Raw genomic sequence first — 16,707 nt, forward strand, 5'->3', positions numbered from 1 at the left:
CTGCCGTCCCTCAGCCTTCCCACCGACGACCCTCAGCTCCTTGACTGATATCCCTCAAGGAAGCCTCCACCTAAAGAAGCGCCCCGCTGTAGCTTATTGGCTGCAGCGGGGTGCTTTTACTTAGATTAGGGGCGGAGGCTAATCGGTCCTTCCCCTAGGATGAGGCGCAAGCGTGCTAGAAGGGGGGTGGACCTGGAGGGCCCTGACGGTTGGTCTTCATGTCGCTCTTGCTGCCGCCGCCCGCGAAGCTATCGAAGCGGTAAATAAAGTGCAGCATGGCGTAGCGCCCGAGGGTATTGGTCTCCTCGGTGGAGATGCTGGAGGCGGTGATGTTGCGCCAGATGCTTCGGCGGCTGTCTAGGAGGTCGTAGCCCTTGAGTCGGATCGTCGCCTTGCGCCCAGTGAGGAAGCTGTAGGAGATCCCCGCATTCAGCAGCGTCTGCTCCTGATCATAGCCACTGCTGTAGCCCGTGGTCTTGGTGTAGGTCGCGTCGCCCTCGATGGTGAAGCCCAGCGGCAGGGTGAAGGTGCTGGTCCAGCCGAGGCTGTAGTCCTTGGTCGCAGGCGTCGAGACGTTGCCGAGACTATTGGAGGCATTGTAGTAGCCCCAGCCCCCGCGTAGGCTGAGGTCGACCCAGCTGTGGCGGTAGCTGAGGGTCATATTCTCGTTGAGGCGCAGGGCGAGGCTGGTATTGGCCTCACCGTTGATGAAGGTCTTGCTACGGATGAGGTTGTTCATCGAGCCTAGGCGTAGGGAGAACTTCTTTCCTGGGAGCGTCTGGGTGAAGAAGCCCCCGAGGCCCAGCATCCCATTACCGTTGACATTGGTGTAGTCTACGGTGCGCACCCCCGTGTTGAGGTCGTAGACGGAGCGCGAGATGATGGCGTCCTGTACCAGCTGCGCGTGGCCGAAGAGCGCCAGCGAGGTCTGCGTGCTCGTCCAGAAGTTGTTGTAGCGCATGAAGAGGTTGTGCTGGAAGCTCGGGCTCAGGTCCTGATTCCCGCGATAGACGACCAGCGGATTGGTGACGTCCTGCACGGGAGAGAGCTGCTCGGTCGTGGGCTGCGTGCTGCGGCCGTGGTAGTCGAGGTGCAGCTCGGTGGTGCGCTGCGGCTTGTAGCTCAGGCGGAGCTGCGGGGCGAAGTTGGTCACCGCGCGGCTGATGGTCGGGGCGGCTGTGCCTGCGACCAGCGAGTAGCTGCTGCTCCTAGCATGCTCGACGGTGAGCCCAGCCGTCACGTCGTAGGTCTTACCCTTCTTCTTGAGGGCGAGGCCGGCCTGCTGGGTGAAGTAGTCGGAGCGGAACTCATTGCTGTAGGCAGCGTTGGGCTGCGTGTACTGCCCCGTGGCGTCGGTGTCGAAGGCCTCACGCTGGCTCTCGGAGTGGCTACCGCGTAGCTGATAGGTCAGCTGGGTGAAGAAGCCCTTACCGAGGGGCTCGACCCAGCCCAGACGTGCGCGGTAGCTCTGGCTGCGCTTGGTGGTGGCGATGCGCTGGTCGAGGGACTCGATCCGCGCCAGGCTATGCAGCAGAGAGCGGTACATACCCTCGCCGAGCGTCTGGTCGAAGGAGCCCTCGGCCGAGAGCGTCAGCGTACGCCCACTCTGGGAGAGGCGGCGGCTGGCGTCGAGGTGGAGCTCGCCGCTGGTCTGGCGCTGCTCGCTCTGCTGGCTCTGCGTGGTGCTAGAGATGGACTGCTGGGTGGCATCGTCGTTGCGCGTCTCATAGGCTGAGCTGTAGGTGCTCTCGCCGCGGCCGTAGCGCAGCTGGGGGGAGATGATGAACTGGGTGAGGCTGTCGGGCTTCCACTCGATGCGGAAGTTCCCCGCGTAGGAGTCATTCGTCGAGAGCTCCTTGGTGCCGCCTCGCTCGGTCGTGGAGCCCGTGCCGAGGATGTTCTGCACGGTGCTCTCGAGCTGCTTGTCCCGGGAGTTGCGGCCGATGAGGGCATTCCCGCCGAAGGTCAGCTTCGGGCTGAAGGTATGGCTGATGTTGCCCCCGAGGACGCGTGAGGTGAGGATACCGTTGTTCTGGCCGAAGTTGCCTCCGCCGCCTGGGCCAGGGCGGCTGCCGCGTGCGGAGGTCGCCATGCTGAGCATCATATTGGCGGAGGCAAGCTCGGAGGAGACGTCGCTGAAGCCCGCGCTATTGGTGTTGTTGAGGCTGCCGAGGAGGGTCATCTGATTGTCCCCCGTGAAGCGGCTGAGCATGGCGCTACCCTCGTAGCGCTTGTCCGTACCGAGGCCAGCGAAGGCTGTGCCGAAGGTGCCACGCTTCTTCCCCGCCTTGATGGTGAGGTTGAGGATGGTCTCTTCGTTGCCGTCCGAGAAGCCTGAGAGACGTGCGGCCTCGCTGTCGCGGTCTACGACCTGGATCTTGTCGACGAGCTCGGCAGGGAGATTCTTGAGCGCCACCTTGGGGTCGCCCTCGAAGAAGCACTTGCCGTCGACCATGATCTGCGAGACGGTCTTACCGTTGATGGTGACCTGTCCCTGCTCGTTGATCGTGGCGCCGGGGAGCTTCTTGACCAACTCCTCGACGGCGTCGCCCTGCTGCGTGGTGTAGCTGCCGGCGTTGAACTCGAGGGTGTCGCCCTTGACGACGACCTCGGCGGCCTTGCCGATGACCTTGACCTCGGAGAGGAGGGCACCGTCCTCGGCGAGCTGGATTTTGCCGAGCTGGAGGTTCTTGCCTGCGACCTTGAGGGCCTTGCTGTAGGCCTTGTAGCCGACGAAGGTGATGCGGAGGGTATAGCTGCCACTGGCGACGGAGCGCAGGTGGAAGGAGCCGTCACGGCTGGTCGTTACGCCCGTCTTGAGCTTGCCGTCGGGCAGCAGGAGGCTGACGCTGGCCCCCGTCAGGGGCTTCTGCTCCTCATCGAGGACCTGCCCCTGCACGCTGTGCGTCGTCGCCGTGGTCTGCGCTGAGAGGGGCGCGAGGGCGAGGAGCCAGAGGAGGCATAGGCCGAGGAGATGATACACTGTCTTTGTCATAGAGCTTATCCTTACGTTATACAGCTATGACTGCAGCAGCGGCCTAAGGTTTAATCTAGCTATGGACGCGCCGCGCCTTCGCTCCGCCGCGGCGGCCCTTCGTCCTGAGCAGAAGCAGCAGGGGCGACCCCAGGGAGTCTATCCCCGAGGCCGCCCCTGATGGCGTGTAGCTGTGGCGCTAGCTGACGTAGGCTAGAGGCGCTCGATGTCCTTGAAGTAGTTGTAGGTGCCGACCTTCAGCTCGATGCAGGCAGCCTCGTCGCAGACGATGATGCCCTTGGGGTGGAGCTGCAGCGCGGTGATGGTCCACATCTGGTTGACCGAGCCTTCGACAGCCTGCTGTAGGGCGCGTGCCTTGCCGTGGCCATTGACGAGGATGAGGACCTCACGGGCGGACATGACGGTGCCGACACCGACGGTGAGGGCCGTCTTGGGTACCTTGTTGACGTCACCCTCGAAGAAGCGGCTGTTGGCGATGATCGTGTCCGTCGTCAGCGTCTTCATGCGGGTACGCGAGCTGAGCGAGGATCCGGGTTCGTTGAAGGCAATATGCCCGTCAGGCCCGATACCGCCGAGGAAGAGGTCGATGCCGCCTGCGGCCTCGATCGCAGCCTCGTAGGCGGCGCACTCGGCCTCGAGGTCAGCGGCGTTGCCGTTGAGGATGTGGACGTTCTCCTTCTTGATGTCGATGTGGCGGAAGAAGTTGTCCCACATGAAGCTGTGGTAGCTCTGAGGATGGTTCTCAGGGATACCTACGTACTCGTCCATGTTGAAGGTGACGACGTGCTGGAAGGACACGCGTCCGGCCTGATGAGCAGCTACCAGCGCCCGGTACATGCCCAGGGGCGAGGAGCCGGTGGGGAGGCCGAGGACGAAGGGCTTAGTCGCGCTGGGCTGAGCAGCATTGATCTTGGCGACGACATAGTCTGCCGCCCACTGAGAGATGCCTGCGTAGTCAGGCTGGATGATAAGACGCATTACTTGATCTTTATTAGTAGAGTGAGTATTCTTGGCTGATGTGAAAGGGGGTGGGGGCTAGGGGTGGCTAGTCCTTGGGGGCAAGGAGGCGCGCGGCCATAGCCTGCCCGAGGGCCCAGCTGAGGTCGAGCACGGAGCTGAGGTCGGACATCTTGAGCTCGACGGCCTCACCGACGAACTCCCACTTCATCTCCTCGGCGAAGGGGATCAGCTTCTTGAGGGCAGCGGGCGCCCAGGTGTAGGAGCCGAAGGCCGTGTAGAGTCTGTCCTTGACGTCACGGATGCGGATGAGGTTCATCAGATGGGCTATGGGCGTGAAGAGCTCCCCGCAGTAGGTCGGGCTGCCGATGATGAGGCCGCGGTAGCGGAAGACGTCGGCGAGGATGGCTGAGGGGTCGGACTTGCTCACGTTGTGGCAGACGATGCGCTTGATGCCCGCTGCCGAGAGGCTCTGGGCGATGACGTCGGCCAGCTGCTCCGTATTGCCATACATCGAGCCGTAGAGGATGACCACGCCGTCCTCCGCCTCGAAGCGCGACAGACGGTCGTAGAGGCGGCGCGCCTCCCCGAAGCCCTCGGGCGTCCAGACCACACCGTGCGCGGGGCAGAGGTGGTCGATCGTGAGGCCCTGCTTGTCCATGTTGGCCAGCGCCTTCTGTACGAAGGGGCCGTACTTACCGATGACGCAGGCGTAGTAGCGCTCCATCTCGCGGAGGTAGGCCGAGCGGTCGCCGAGCTCGCTGTCGCGCAGGATGCCGTCCAGCGCGCCGAAGGAGCCGAAGGCGTCGGCCGTGAAGAGCACCCTATTGCGCTGCTCGTAGGTGAACATCACCTCGGGCCAGTGCACCATGGGCGCCATGAGGAAGAAGAACTCGTGCCCGCCTATGCTCAGCGCGTCCCCATTCTTGACCTCGTGCAGCCCCTCGGTGATCCCGTGGAAGCCGCGCAGCATCTCGAAGGTCTTCTTATTGCCCACGATCTTGAGCTCGGGGTAGCGCTTGCGCAGCAGCCCGATGGAGCCGCCGTGGTCGGGCTCCATGTGGTTGATGATGAGGTAGTCGAGGGGACGGCCCTGGAGGATAAGGTCGAGCTTGTGGAAGAAGATGTCGCTGTAGCAGACGTCCACCGTGTCGATGAGCGTGGTCTGCTCGTCGACGATCAGGTAGGCATTGTAGGCAACGCCCTGCGGGAGGCTCCACATGTTCTCGAAGAGCGCCTTCATCCTGTCGTTGACCCCTACGTAGTAGATCGAGTCGGTGATCTGTGGTACTTGGTACATAGTCGTGTGTAGTTAGTGTTCCTCCTTTGCTGGAGTGCGGCGCTAGCGGCTGGGAAGCGGGGCTCCCACAGCCGCTAGCGCCTATCCTATTTTGCTTGGTCTGCGATTGGGTGGCGGTAGGCGTAGACGATGAGGGCCAGCCCCGCCAGGATGAAGGGGATGCTGAGGAGCTGCCCCATATTGACGCCCCACTGGGCGATGAGGTCGTACTCCCAGCGCTCCTGCACGTTCTTGATCCCCTCGACGAGGAAGCGGAAGCCGAAGACGAGCACGAAGAACCAGCCCACGATGAGCCCCGAGTAGCGCCGTGCGGCATCGCGCTGCCAGTAGAGATACATACAGACGCCGAAGGTCACCAGGTAGGCCAGCGCCTCGTAGAGCTGTGTCGGGTGGCAGGCGGGGATAGCCTCGGGATCTAGTCCTCGGTACTCGATGGCGCGCAGGAAGCGGAAGCCCCAGGGTAGGTCCGTAGGGCGGCCGAAGATCTCGCTATTCATCAGATTGCCCAGGCGAATGAGCGCTGCCGCCAGACCCGTAGGCACGGCCAGACGGTCGAGCGTCCAGAGGATGGAGCGCTTCGTCACGCGCCGCGAGTAGAGCCATACCGCGAGGATGATCCCCAGCGTGCCGCCGTGGCTAGCGAGCCCACCCTCCCAGATGGCGAAGATCTTCGCGGGGTGCGCTAGGTAGTAGCCTGGGTCGTAGAAGAGGACGTGCCCTAGGCGCGCCCCGACGACGGTGCCCACCACTACATATATATATAGGGAGTTCATCCACTCGGGGTCGAGGCGCTCGCGGCGCCACATGCGCTCCTCGATCATAGGCCCGAGGATGAGCAGCCCGAGGGCGAAGAGTAGACCGTACCAGCGTATGTCGCGGCCGAGGATCTCGAAGATCACGGGATCGACGTCCCATGTAATGGCTCCTAGCATCGTGATCTATAGGGTGTCTATGCGTATGCGTTCGTATCGGGCTGAGCCCGTGAGGAAGGGTCGGGGGCTAGCAGAGCTTGGCGATCCACTGCTCGCGCTCGCCGGGCAGCAGGTCGATGACGGGGAGCTCCTGCATGGTGTAGCAGCCGGGCTGCTGGCGGGAGGCGGCGCGGGCCGCAGCGACGAGGATCTGCGCCGTGAGGGCGGGGTTATTGATCTTCATGTTGAACTCCAGCAGCTGGTTCTGCGTCGTGCCCGAGACGCCCTTGCGCGTCATGTGCACGCCGTGCCCCATGTCGATCAGCTGATCCACGTCGTCGACGACGCTGACGTGCGTCTCGTCGTGGGCGAAGTAGTCATCTCGCTTGATGGCGGCGATGACTTCGTCGGCCTTATAGCCCGGCTCGAGCTCGATATAGACCATGCGGCGGTGGATGCCCGTGCCCGTGGGGATGGTCATCGAGAGCGCCTTGTGTACGCCTGCGATGGCCTTGACGGCTACGGTGTGCCCCATGCTCATCCCAGGGCCGAAGTTGGTATAGGTAATCCCCTTGGGGACGATGGCCTCCATCAGCGTACGTACGACAGAGTCGCTACCGGGGTCCCAGCCTGCAGCGATGACGCTGACGACGCCAGCGGCGCGAGCTGCAGCGCCCAGTGAGCGGCGTAGGGCGAGGATGTCGCCGTGGATGTCGAAGCTATCGACGGTATTGATCCCTAGGGGAAGCAGCTCTAGGGCGGTCTGCTCCACCAGACGCGTCGGCGTCGCGAGGATGGCTACATCGACCTGCCCCAGCTCCTGAATGGAGCCGACGATGCGGTAGGGCTCTAGCTCGTGGGGGATCTGTGTGGGGTCGCGGCGGACGACGCCCGCGATCTCGAAGTCGGGAGCAGCGCTGAGGGCTTCGATGGTGTAGCGGCCGATGTTGCCGTAGCCGACGACGGCTGCTCTGATCTTCTTTGTCTCTGACATAGGGTTTCTTATTCTTCTTGTTGGCTTGTGTCTATGATCTTAACTAGACAAAGATACTGAAAAGCCCGCAGAGCCTAGGGGGTGCAAGTGGCCTCCTGGTCTAGGGCGGGCGAAGCTGTCCTCTGGGACGGGGGACGGGGCGCAGCGGGCTGCCCCGCGGTGAGGGGCGGCTCGGACTGCGCCCGCCCTTAGCTCGCAGCGCGCTGCGAGCAAGGTGGAGCCGAGATTTCTTATATAACTTTTCGCCCTCCCCCTTATCCCTCAGCGTGCTGACTGGCGTCCCTCAGCGCTGGATATTATATTACTTTTCCCGGCTTGAGTTAGCGCGCAGCTCGCTCCGACTGGGGTCGCAGTGCGTCCCGTCTAGGCTGTCCGATCGCTTATCCTTGATGCTGAGCGTCTTGGCGCGCTGCTTGCCTCCTAGTCTCCTTGCCCTCGGCAGGCCTTGAGTGCCCAGTCTGTGCGGGGCTTGGAGGCCTGTGTGGGGCGCCTTGCTCGGAGTGGCCGCGCGCTCGGACGGCGGGGGAGGTGTCAGCCGTCATAGAGGAGGGCTTAGGCTGCAGGCTTGGGCTGAGGACTCGGGATGGCTCGGGGAACTGGGGTCAGCCCCGTGCTCGGGCTGGGAGCTGGCTTGTGATTGTGCACCCTTTTCCGTATCTTTGTGGCGATTTTTATAAATAGCTGAAGGAGCCTCACATGCATACCGATCTATATAAAGTGAACCTCAGGAGCCTCTCCGAGGGGGATCACGAGCTACACTGGGTGCTAGGGGATGACTATTTCCAGCACCTGGGTGCCGAGGACTTCACCTCGGGAGAGGTGTATGTCGATGTGTACATTCATCACATCGGAGGGGTCTTCAGCCTGGAGCTAGAGTACGATGGCTACGTGGGGACGACCTGCGATCGCTGCCTCGATCCGCTGGAGCTGGACGTGTACACCGAGCGCGAGCTGGTGGTGAAGTTCGGCGACGAGCATCGCGAGGAGAGTGAGAAGCTCCTGATCATCCCCGAGCAAGACGGCGTCCTCGACCTGACGTGGACGATGTACGAGGATATCGTGCTGAGCCTACCTATGCAGCGTATGCATGAGGAGGGTGAGTGCAATGAGGACATGATGCGCGCCTACAGCAAGGTGGCGGCAGACGAGCCTCAGCCCCAGCAGCAGGAGATCGTCCGCGATGAGGACGGCATCGATGAGCGCTGGGCGGCACTGAAGCAACTGAAGCAAGAGTAGTAATTCAAAACAAAAATAGACTTATGGCACATCCTAAGAGAAGACAGTCCAAGACCCGTACCGCCAAGCGTCGTACGCATGACAAGGCAGCAATGCCTACGCTAGCTAAGTGCGCTAACTGCGGTGAGTGGCACGTGTACCACACCGTATGTGGCGCCTGCGGCTACTACCGTGGCAAGCTCGCTATCGAGCAGGACTAGGCTAAGACCCCACTTGCGAAAGAAGCCCCAAGGACTCCTTTGGGGCTTTTTTCGTATCTTCGTGCTACATTGCATCTGCTAGGATCATAACTCTAAGAACTATCATAACTGACTATGAGCATAATCAACGCAGCCATCACAGCCGTCGGCGGCTACCTGCCAGAGGACAAGCTGACCAATGCCGACCTGGAGAAGCTGGTCGATACCAATGATGAATGGATCACTACGCGCGTGGGGATCAAGGAGCGTCGCGTCCTCAAGGACCCGACTAAGGGCGCCGCTTACCTCGGGGTGCAGGCCGTCCAGGACCTCCTCTCCCGAAGCGGCATCGATCCTAAGACCATCGATGGGCTCATCCTGACGACTAATACAGGCGACCATACCTTCCCGACGACGGCCTCCATCGTGGCGCACGATACGGGCTGTGTCAATGCCTTTACCTTCGACCTCGTCTCCGCCTGCCCAGGCTTTATCTACGCGCTGGAGACGGGGGCTAACTACATCCGCTCGGGCCGCTACAAGCGTGTCCTCGTCGTCGCAGCGGAGAAGATGACGGCCTTCGTCGACTACACCGACCGCGCTACCTGCCCCCTCTTCGGCGACGGCGCGGGCTGCGTGCTCCTCGAGCCTACCGAGGAGGCCTGCGGGGTGATGGACGCTAGCTTCCACACCGATGGCATCGGGCGTAACAACCTCATCCTCCGTGCTGGGGGCTCGGTCAACCCTGCTTCGCACGAGACCGTCGAGGCACGTCAGCACTACATCTATCAGGAGGGCGCTGCGGTCTTCAAGCACGCCGTCAAGGGCATGTCCTCCAGCTGCCGCGACATCATGCAGCGCAATGGCCTGAGCTACGAAGACGTAGCCTGGGTCGTACCGCACCAGGCCAACCTCCGCATCATCGACGCCGTGGCGCGTGAGATGAAGGTGCCTATGGAGCGCGTGATGGTCAATATCGAGTACCGTGGCAATACGAGCTCGGCGACGATCCCCCTATGCCTCTGGGAGTTCGAGAAGAAGCTCCACAAGGGCGACAACCTGATCCTGACCTCCTTCGGCGCAGGCTTCACCTGGGGTGCCGTCTACGTCAAGTGGGCCTACGAGCCTAAGCACTAAGGGCGTCAATCACCACTGAAGAACCTTACCAGCCTTCGTGCCGCCTCCCGCGGTGCGGAGCTTGGTAAGGCTCTTATCATTATAATAAGGCTACAAGACCGATGAGCGAAGTAGTACAAGAGTCCATCCACCGCTCGGGCTTCGTCAATATCGTGGGTAACCCCAACGTAGGGAAGTCCACCCTGATGAACCTGCTGGTAGGGGAGCGCGTCTCCATCATCACCGCCAAGGCACAGACCACCCGCCACCGCATCATGGGCATCGTCAATACGCCCGAGCTGCAGATCGTCTACAGCGATACGCCCGGTGTGCTGCGGCCCAACTACAAGCTGCAGGAGAGCATGCTCGAGTTCAGCGAGTCCGCCTTGGGGGATGCCGACGTGCTGCTCTACGTGACGGACACGGTCGAGACGGCGGACAAGAACGAGTTCTTCCTCGAGCGTGTGCGCGGCCTCCAGTGCCCCGTGCTCCTCGTCATCAATAAGGTAGACCTCACCACACAGAGCGGGCTGGAGGAGCTGGTCGAGCGCTGGCACCGCGAGCTGCCCCAGGCGGAGATCATCCCCATATCGGCGCTGAATAACTTCAACGTCCAGCCGCTGCGCCGCCGTATCGAGAGCCTCATCCCGCCCTCACCCCCTTACTTCGACAAGGATGCGCTGACGGACAAGCCCGCCCGCTTCTTCGTCACCGAGATCATCCGCGAGAAGGTGCTGCTCTACTACCAGAAGGAGATCCCCTACTCGGTAGAGGTCGTCGTAGAGTCCTTCAAGGAGGAGGACGAGCGCATCCACATCCAGGCACTGATCATCGTCGAGCGCGATAGCCAGAAGGGCATTATCATTGGGCACAAGGGCGCAGCGCTCAAGAAGGTCGGCATGATGGCCCGCAAGGACATGGAGCGCTTCTTCGACAAGCGTATCTTCCTTGAGATCTTCGTCAAGGTAGAGAAGGACTGGCGCAGCCGCGACAATATGCTGCGCGCCTATGGCTACCGCCTCGACTAGCTTCAGGCTAGCCCACATTAACAGCAAAGACAGGAATCAATGAGTCATCTAGTAGCAATAGTAGGGCGCCCCAACGTCGGGAAGTCCACCCTCTTCAACCGCCTGACGCAGTCGCGCGGCGCCATCGTCAGCGAGGAGGCCGGTACGACGCGCGACCGTCAGTACGGCAAGGTCACCTGGCTCGACCACGAGTTCTCCATCGTAGACACCGGTGGCTGGGTCGTCGGCAGCGAGGACGTCTTCGAGGGCGAGATCAATAAGCAGGTGCAGGTAGCCATGGACGAGGCCGACGTCATCCTCTTCGTCGTCGACGTGGAGAACGGCATCACCGACCTCGACGACGAGGTCGCGCACAAGCTCCGCCGCACCAAGAAGCCCGTGCTGCTGGTGGCGAACAAGGCGGACAACTTCGCCCAGCACTACGCCGCCGCCGAGTTCTACGCCTTCGGCCTCGGGGATCCCATGCCCATCTCCGCCATCAGCGGCAGCGGTACGGGGGATCTGCTGGACGCCATCGTCAAGGAGCTGCCCGAGGGCACGACAGAGGATGAGGTGCTGGATGCCCCACGTATCGCCATCGTCGGCCGTCCCAACGCAGGGAAGTCCTCCCTCATCAACGCCTTCATCGGTGAGGAGCGCAACATCGTCACCAACGTGGCGGGCACGACGCGCGACTCCATCTACACGCACTACACGAAGTTCGGCATGAACTTCTACCTCGTAGATACGGCCGGCATCCGCAAGCGCGGTAAGGTCAACGAAGACCTAGAGTACTACTCGGTCATCCGCTCCATCCGCGCGATCGAGAACTCGGACGTCTGCGTGCTGATGCTGGACGCCACGCGCGGCATCGAGGCACAGGACCTCAACATCTTCTCGCTCATACAGAAGAACAGTAAGGGCCTCATCGTCTGCGTCAACAAGTGGGACCTCGTCGAGGACAAGAGCCAGGTCGTGATCAAGACCTTCGAGAACGCTATCCGTCAGCGCCTAGCGCCCTTCACCGACTTCCCCATCATCTTCATCTCGGCGCTGACGAAGCAGCGTATCTTCAAGGTGCTGGAGGAGGTGCAGGCCGTCTACGAGCGTCGCAGCAAGCGTATCCCGACCTCCAAGCTCAATGAGGTGATGCTGCCTATCATCGAGGCCACGCCGCCTCCCGCCACCAAGGGTAAGTATATCAAGATCAAGTACGTGATGCAGCTGCCCACGGCTGTGCCGAGCTTCGCCTTCTTCGCTAACCTCCCGCAGTGGGTCAAGGAGCCCTACCGCCGCTTCCTCGAGAATCAGATCCGCGCCCACTGGGACTTCTCCGGTACGCCCATCAATATCTTCATCCGCGAGAAGTAGCGCCGCCCCCAGCTACGGCCGCGAGCTAGCTCTCTCCGCGGCAAATCCTTAGCTTCCGCCCTAACGACGGGGCAATAAGTAAAGCCCCCTAGCGTCACTCGGACGCTAGGGGGCTTTCTGTTTTGCTTAGCTCAGCGAGGGGCTTATTCCTCGATAGCAGCGATACCGGGGAGCTTCTTGCCCTCGATGGCCTCGAGGAGGGCACCGCCACCGGTGGAGACGTAGGATACCTTGTCGGCGTAGCCGAACTTGTTGACGCAGGCTACGCTGTCGCCACCACCCACGAGGGAGAAGGCACCCTTAGCCGTAGCCTCAGCGATGGCAGCAGCCACAGCACGCGAGCCGTCGGCGAAGTTGTCCATCTCGAAGACACCCGTAGGACCGTTCCAGAGGATGGTCTTGGACTCGAGGATGACCTTACGGTAGGCCTCGATGCTGTCGGGGCCGATGTCCATACCGATCCAGCCTGCGGGGATGTTGTCGTTCTGCGCGAAGGCGGTCTTAGCGTCGTTGCTGAAGGCGTCGGCGATCTTGGAGTCCGTGGAGAGGACGAGGTTCACGCCGTTGGCCTTGGCCTTAGCGACGATCTCGCGTGCCAGGTCGAGCTTATCCTCTTCGCAGAGCGAGGCACCGATGTTGCCGCCGTTGGCCTTGAAGAAGGTGTAGGTCATAGCACCGGTGAGGATGAGGTTGTCGACCTTACCCAGCAGGTTCTCGATGATGTCGATCTTGGACGATACCTTGGATCCACCCATGATGGCGGTGAAGGGGCGCTTGATGTCCTGCAGCACCTTGTTGACGGCGTCGACCTCCTTACCCATGAGGTAGCCGAAGAGCTTGTGGTCGGCGTCGAAGTAAGCAGCGATGAGGGCCGTGGAGGCGTGTGCGCGGTGTGCCGTACCGAAGGCGTCGTTGACATAGACGTCAGCCAGAGCAGCGAGCTTCTTGGTGAACTCCTTCTGGCTCTCCTTAATGGCCTTCTTGGCAGCGGCCTTCTCTTCGTCCGTAGCGTCCTCAGCCAGGCCGCGGGGCTTGCCTTCCTCCTCAGCGTAGAAGCGGAGGTTCTCCAGCAGGAGGGCCTCACCGGGCTTGAGGTTGGCTGCGAGTTCGCGCGCCTCCTCGCCTACGCAGTCGGGGGCGAACTTGACGTCTACACCAAGGCACTTGGAGACGTGGGCGAGGATGTGGCGGAGAGAGAACTTATCCTCGACCTTCTTGGGACGGCCGAGGTGCGAACCGATGATGACGGAGCCACCGTCGGCAAGGATCTTCTTGAGCGTAGGCATGGCAGCACGGATACGCGTATCGTCCGTGATGTTGAAGTCTGCGTCCAGGGGCACGTTGAAGTCCACGCGGACGAAAGCCTTCTTGCCTGCGAAATTGAACTGGTCAATGTTCATGTGCAATCTTGTTTAACGTTAATTGTAAAAGCTTTTACCAGCGCAAAAATACGGAATTGCGGTGACTTAGCCCGCGTGTCGCGCCTAGGCTCGAAACCGATGGATATCAGGCCGAAGGATCGACTGGGTGCGCTCTGATATTTACCACAGAATATGGCTGAGTGGAATTGCTAGGCCTTGCCTATATCTTGCTGGGTCTAGGGTATGCGTCGCGGGCTGATCGGTGTGGGGCGTGGCGAAGGACTAAGGCGGGGGTAGTGCTGGGGTGGGTAGGATAAGCCCCAGCGGGGCGACCCGATCAAAGCCCAGGGTGAGCAGCCCTGGAAGGGCGACCAAACCCTGGGTAGCCCGAGGTAAAAAGGATAGAGCCCTACAGGGGCGATCCATAAAGCAGTTATAGCGCTGTCGCTAGTTTCACTCCGCTTTTGCTTTCGTTTGTTTTGAGGGTCGCCCCTGTAGGGCTCTTTAAGTATGGAGCTGCTTGCCCCAGGGTTCCGTCACACCTGCAGCGTTCCCTCACCCTGGGCTTTGGAAGGGAGCACCCCGCAGGGGCTTGCGCGGCCGCTCGTACTTAGCTTGGTTTAGGGTATGCGTCGCGGGCTGATTGGTGTGGTGCGTGGCGAAGGACTAAGGCGGGGCAGTGCTGGGGTGGGTAGGATAAGCCCCAGCGTGGCCACCCGATCAAAGCCCAGGGTGAGCAGCCCTGGAAGGGCGACCAAACCCTGGGTAGCCCGAGGTAAAAAGGATAGAGCCCTACAGGGGCGATCCATAAAGCAGTTATAGCGCTGTCGCTAGTTTCACTCCGCTTTTGCTTTCGTTTGTTTTGAGGGTCGCCCCTGTAGGGCTCTTTAAGTATGGAGCTGCTTGCCCCAGGGTTCCGTCACACCTGCAGCGTTCCCTCACCCTGGGCTTTGGAAGGGAGCACCCCGCAGGGGCTTGCGCGGCCGCTCGTACTTAGCTTGGTGTAGGGTATGCGTCGCGGACTGCTTGATGTGGTGCGTGGTGAAGGGCTAAAGCGGGGGCGGTGCTGGGGCGGGTAGGATAAGCCCCAGCGGGGCGACCCGATCAAAGCCCAGGGTGCGCAGCCCTGCAAGGGCGACCAAACCCTGGGTAGCCCGAGGCAAGAAGGATAGAGCCCTACAGGGGCGATCCTTAAAGTAGCTGTAGTGCTGTAGGTAGTTTCACTCCGACTTTGCTTTTGTTCGCTTGACGGGTCGCCCCTGTAGGGCTCGTTAAGTATGGGCGGTTTGACCCAGGGTTCCGTCACGCCTGCAGCGTTCCCTCACCCTGGGCTTTGGAAGGGGTCGCCCCGCAGGGGCTTGCGCGGCCGTTCGTACTTAGCTTGGTTTAGGGTATGCGTCGCGGGCTGCTTGATGTGGTGCGTGGTGAAGGGCTAAGGCGGGCTCGGCCGAGGGATAGTAGTCTGGACGCTGAGGGATAGCAGCCAGCAGGCTGAGAGACCGAAGAGGGGCGGTTAAGGGGTATTGGTCAGGACGCTGAGGGATAGCAGTTAGGGTGCTGAGGGACGTCAGTGGCGCGCGTGAGGGCTATCGGTTACGGTGCTGAGGGCTATCAGTCAAGGTGGTTGGGGGCAGGTGGGGAGGTCGCCCTGGCTCCTTCGAGGCGTCCCTGCGTCCCTTGGGACAGAGGGCGGACGAGGTACACTTACTCCGCACCCAAGCAAATGAAGAGCAGCGCCCCCTACCGACCGAGCCTAGGCTGGGGCGATAGGGGGCGCTGCTGTGGCGAGGGGATGAAGCCTGCGCTATCCTAGGGCTAGAGCTCGTCCTTGATATCCTCGAGCTCCACGAGCTTGTTCATGATGGCGTAGATCGTCAGGCCGCTGGGGCTGTGGATCTGTAGCTTCTTGGAGATGTTGCGCCTATGGGTGATGACGGTGTGGGTGGAGAGGTAGAGCTGTCCCGCGATCTCCTTATTGGTCATCCCCTTGACGACGCAGATGATGATCTCACGCTCGCGGGGCGTCAGCATCTGTGCCTCGAGATTGGCCGAGGCAGCAGCCTGCTCGTTCTGCAGCAGGATGTCGATGGCCTCGGAGATCTGGGCTGGGCTGTCGATGAGGCGGATCACACCGTCGTACTCACGGAGGATCAGGGGGTCGCAGCTGCCGTAGTCGATGGCCATGAGCTTGGTCTCGAAGGCTAGATCGGGGAGCTGTGCGCGCGGGTTGGCCCCGGTGAGCATGGGGTTGATGAGGTAGATGTCTGCCGAGATGACGGCGGCCACGTCCTGCCACTCACGGCGCTGCTCGTCCATGAGGTAGATGATCTGCGCCTTGTAGTGCTGCAGCTTGCGTAGCTGCGCCTCGAGTCCCGCGCGTACGATAGCGGAGGGCTCGGCGATGGCTATTTTGACCGAGGTGAGCATAGGAGGCAAGGATAAGGAGCTATGCGAAGTGTGGGGCTAGTCGGCGAACTGCTGCTCCAGATAGCTGATGTGTGGGGTGAAGATCTCGTCCTCGATATAGTTGTGCGAGGCTAGCTCCATCTCGATACTGAAGATATCGTATAGGACGGTCGTCAGCTCGTAGCCGCTCTGGATGGGGTAGTACTTGATGAGCAGGTTCTTCAGCTCGGTGATCTTGAGCTCGATCTGGTCATGGCGGCGGCTGAAGATGGCGATACTGTAGTGGCTGTCGCGCTCCCCAGCGGCGAGCTTGCGGGCATAGGGGAAGACGACGCGATCCTCGTAACCCATGTGCTTGCGTACCTCCTCGGCATACTCGTCGAAGAAGCGACGGATCACGTAGGCCAGCTCCTGTGGACAGTCCGAGATCGCCGAGAGAAGGCGCTGACGGATCGAGGGCAGGCGGTAGTCGAGGAAGTAGGAGTGGGACTTCGACAGGTAGCTGATTAGGCTGTCGAGGTGCACGCTGCGGATCTGCTCCTGGGAGGGACGATAGTTCTCCACGACCGCGCTATTGAGCAGCAGCAGTAGCGTCTTGAGGTCTACGCCGTGCTCCTGGCAGAGCTGCTTGATGGTCTTCTCCCCGAAGCCCAGCGGTATGCCCATACGTGTGATGATCAGGAGGGCTACGGCGCTGCTGGTGATGAGGTCGCTCATCTTGGTCAGGGCACCGATGGGGCTGGTCAGGGTCTGTCCCTGGAGTTGCTTGTATGAGTTCATGTCGTCGCGTGGTGAATGTCTGCGCGTGAGGGCTGAGGCCTCACGAAGATGCTAGGACAAAGGTAGGTCTAAGGCGGCGTGCGTGCAATCCTCT

At 61.5% G+C, this 16,707-nt stretch carries 13 protein-coding genes; 5 read left to right on the forward strand and 8 right to left on the reverse strand.

The window, feature by feature from the left end; all coding sequences use genetic code 11:
* Positions 1–175 precede the first annotated feature (175 nt).
* The 5 genes from Q0248_RS03520 to Q0248_RS03540 form a co-directional block, all read right to left on the reverse strand.
* A complete protein-coding gene (locus tag Q0248_RS03520) occupies positions 176–2,995 on the reverse strand; it encodes a TonB-dependent receptor (RefSeq protein ID WP_299319798.1) in 2,820 nt (939 codons plus the stop codon).
* Between the two features lie 192 nt (positions 2,996–3,187).
* On the reverse strand, positions 3,188–3,973 hold the full coding sequence (gene nagB, locus Q0248_RS03525) for a glucosamine-6-phosphate deaminase (protein WP_299319799.1): 786 nt from the start codon (positions 3,971–3,973) through the stop codon (positions 3,188–3,190).
* A gap of 67 nt (positions 3,974–4,040) precedes the next feature.
* Complete coding sequence (locus Q0248_RS03530) at positions 4,041–5,252, reverse strand: FprA family A-type flavoprotein (RefSeq protein WP_299319800.1); 1,212 nt, start codon at positions 5,250–5,252, stop codon at positions 4,041–4,043.
* A gap of 86 nt (positions 5,253–5,338) precedes the next feature.
* Complete coding sequence (gene lgt, locus Q0248_RS03535) at positions 5,339–6,184, reverse strand: prolipoprotein diacylglyceryl transferase (RefSeq protein ID WP_299319801.1); 846 nt, start codon at positions 6,182–6,184, stop codon at positions 5,339–5,341.
* 67 nt (positions 6,185–6,251) lie between these two features.
* Positions 6,252–7,157, reverse strand: a complete 906-nt coding sequence (locus Q0248_RS03540; RefSeq protein ID WP_299319803.1) for a diaminopimelate dehydrogenase — start codon at positions 7,155–7,157, stop codon at positions 6,252–6,254.
* 696 nt (positions 7,158–7,853) lie between these two features.
* On the opposite strand from Q0248_RS03540, the gene Q0248_RS03545 reads away from it, so the two are divergent.
* The 5 genes from Q0248_RS03545 to der all read left to right on the forward strand — a co-directional run bounded on the left by Q0248_RS03545 (position 7,854) and on the right by der (position 12,066).
* Positions 7,854–8,393 carry a DUF177 domain-containing protein gene (locus Q0248_RS03545; RefSeq protein WP_299319804.1) on the forward strand — a complete coding sequence of 180 codons (540 nt, stop codon included), beginning with the start codon at positions 7,854–7,856 and terminating at the stop codon, positions 8,391–8,393.
* Positions 8,394–8,416: 23 nt separating this feature from the next.
* Positions 8,417–8,593, forward strand: a complete 177-nt coding sequence (gene rpmF / locus Q0248_RS03550; RefSeq protein WP_211788334.1) for a 50S ribosomal protein L32 — start codon at positions 8,417–8,419, stop codon at positions 8,591–8,593.
* 114 nt (positions 8,594–8,707) lie between these two features.
* Positions 8,708–9,709, forward strand: a complete 1,002-nt coding sequence (locus Q0248_RS03555; RefSeq protein ID WP_299319807.1) for a beta-ketoacyl-ACP synthase III — start codon at positions 8,708–8,710, stop codon at positions 9,707–9,709.
* A 101-nt stretch (positions 9,710–9,810) separates the two neighbouring features.
* Positions 9,811–10,716 carry a GTPase Era gene (era, locus tag Q0248_RS03560; RefSeq protein ID WP_299319809.1) on the forward strand — a complete coding sequence of 302 codons (906 nt, stop codon included), beginning with the start codon at positions 9,811–9,813 and terminating at the stop codon, positions 10,714–10,716.
* A 39-nt stretch (positions 10,717–10,755) separates the two neighbouring features.
* Complete coding sequence (gene der, locus Q0248_RS03565) at positions 10,756–12,066, forward strand: ribosome biogenesis GTPase Der (RefSeq protein ID WP_299319810.1); 1,311 nt, start codon at positions 10,756–10,758, stop codon at positions 12,064–12,066.
* Positions 12,067–12,209: 143 nt separating this feature from the next.
* Here the strand turns inward: der and Q0248_RS03570 are convergent, their stop codons facing one another.
* The 3 genes from Q0248_RS03570 to Q0248_RS03580 form a co-directional block, all read right to left on the reverse strand.
* On the reverse strand, positions 12,210–13,466 hold the full coding sequence (locus Q0248_RS03570; protein WP_299319812.1) for a phosphoglycerate kinase: 1,257 nt from the start codon (positions 13,464–13,466) through the stop codon (positions 12,210–12,212).
* Positions 13,467–15,242: 1,776 nt separating this feature from the next.
* Positions 15,243–15,854, reverse strand: a complete 612-nt coding sequence (locus Q0248_RS03575; RefSeq protein WP_299319814.1) for a LuxR C-terminal-related transcriptional regulator — start codon at positions 15,852–15,854, stop codon at positions 15,243–15,245.
* A 36-nt stretch (positions 15,855–15,890) separates the two neighbouring features.
* A complete protein-coding gene (locus Q0248_RS03580; protein ID WP_299319816.1) occupies positions 15,891–16,613 on the reverse strand; it encodes a hemerythrin domain-containing protein in 723 nt (240 codons plus the stop codon).
* Positions 16,614–16,707: the final 94 nt, after the last annotated feature.

Source organism: uncultured Porphyromonas sp. (assembly GCF_938046015.1).
Taxonomy (GTDB): domain Bacteria; phylum Bacteroidota; class Bacteroidia; order Bacteroidales; family Porphyromonadaceae; genus Porphyromonas.

What these genes read in the sequence shown, in the direction of transcription:
- Q0248_RS03520 (WP_299319798.1), bottom strand. Translation starts at nt 2,995, where the DNA reads ATGACAAAGACAGTGTATCATCTCCTCGGCCTATGCCTCCTCTGGCTC.
- nagB (WP_299319799.1), bottom strand. Translation starts at nt 3,973, where the DNA reads ATGCGTCTTATCATCCAGCCTGACTACGCAGGCATCTCTCAGTGGGCG.
- Q0248_RS03530 (WP_299319800.1), bottom strand. Translation starts at nt 5,252, where the DNA reads ATGTACCAAGTACCACAGATCACCGACTCGATCTACTACGTAGGGGTC.
- lgt (WP_299319801.1), bottom strand. Translation starts at nt 6,184, where the DNA reads ATGCTAGGAGCCATTACATGGGACGTCGATCCCGTGATCTTCGAGATC.
- Q0248_RS03540 (WP_299319803.1), bottom strand. Translation starts at nt 7,157, where the DNA reads ATGTCAGAGACAAAGAAGATCAGAGCAGCCGTCGTCGGCTACGGCAAC.
- Q0248_RS03545 (WP_299319804.1), top strand. Translation starts at nt 7,854, where the DNA reads ATGCATACCGATCTATATAAAGTGAACCTCAGGAGCCTCTCCGAGGGG.
- rpmF (WP_211788334.1), top strand. Translation starts at nt 8,417, where the DNA reads ATGGCACATCCTAAGAGAAGACAGTCCAAGACCCGTACCGCCAAGCGT.
- Q0248_RS03555 (WP_299319807.1), top strand. Translation starts at nt 8,708, where the DNA reads ATGAGCATAATCAACGCAGCCATCACAGCCGTCGGCGGCTACCTGCCA.
- era (WP_299319809.1), top strand. Translation starts at nt 9,811, where the DNA reads ATGAGCGAAGTAGTACAAGAGTCCATCCACCGCTCGGGCTTCGTCAAT.
- der (WP_299319810.1), top strand. Translation starts at nt 10,756, where the DNA reads ATGAGTCATCTAGTAGCAATAGTAGGGCGCCCCAACGTCGGGAAGTCC.
- Q0248_RS03570 (WP_299319812.1), bottom strand. Translation starts at nt 13,466, where the DNA reads ATGAACATTGACCAGTTCAATTTCGCAGGCAAGAAGGCTTTCGTCCGC.
- Q0248_RS03575 (WP_299319814.1), bottom strand. Translation starts at nt 15,854, where the DNA reads ATGCTCACCTCGGTCAAAATAGCCATCGCCGAGCCCTCCGCTATCGTA.
- Q0248_RS03580 (WP_299319816.1), bottom strand. Translation starts at nt 16,613, where the DNA reads ATGAACTCATACAAGCAACTCCAGGGACAGACCCTGACCAGCCCCATC.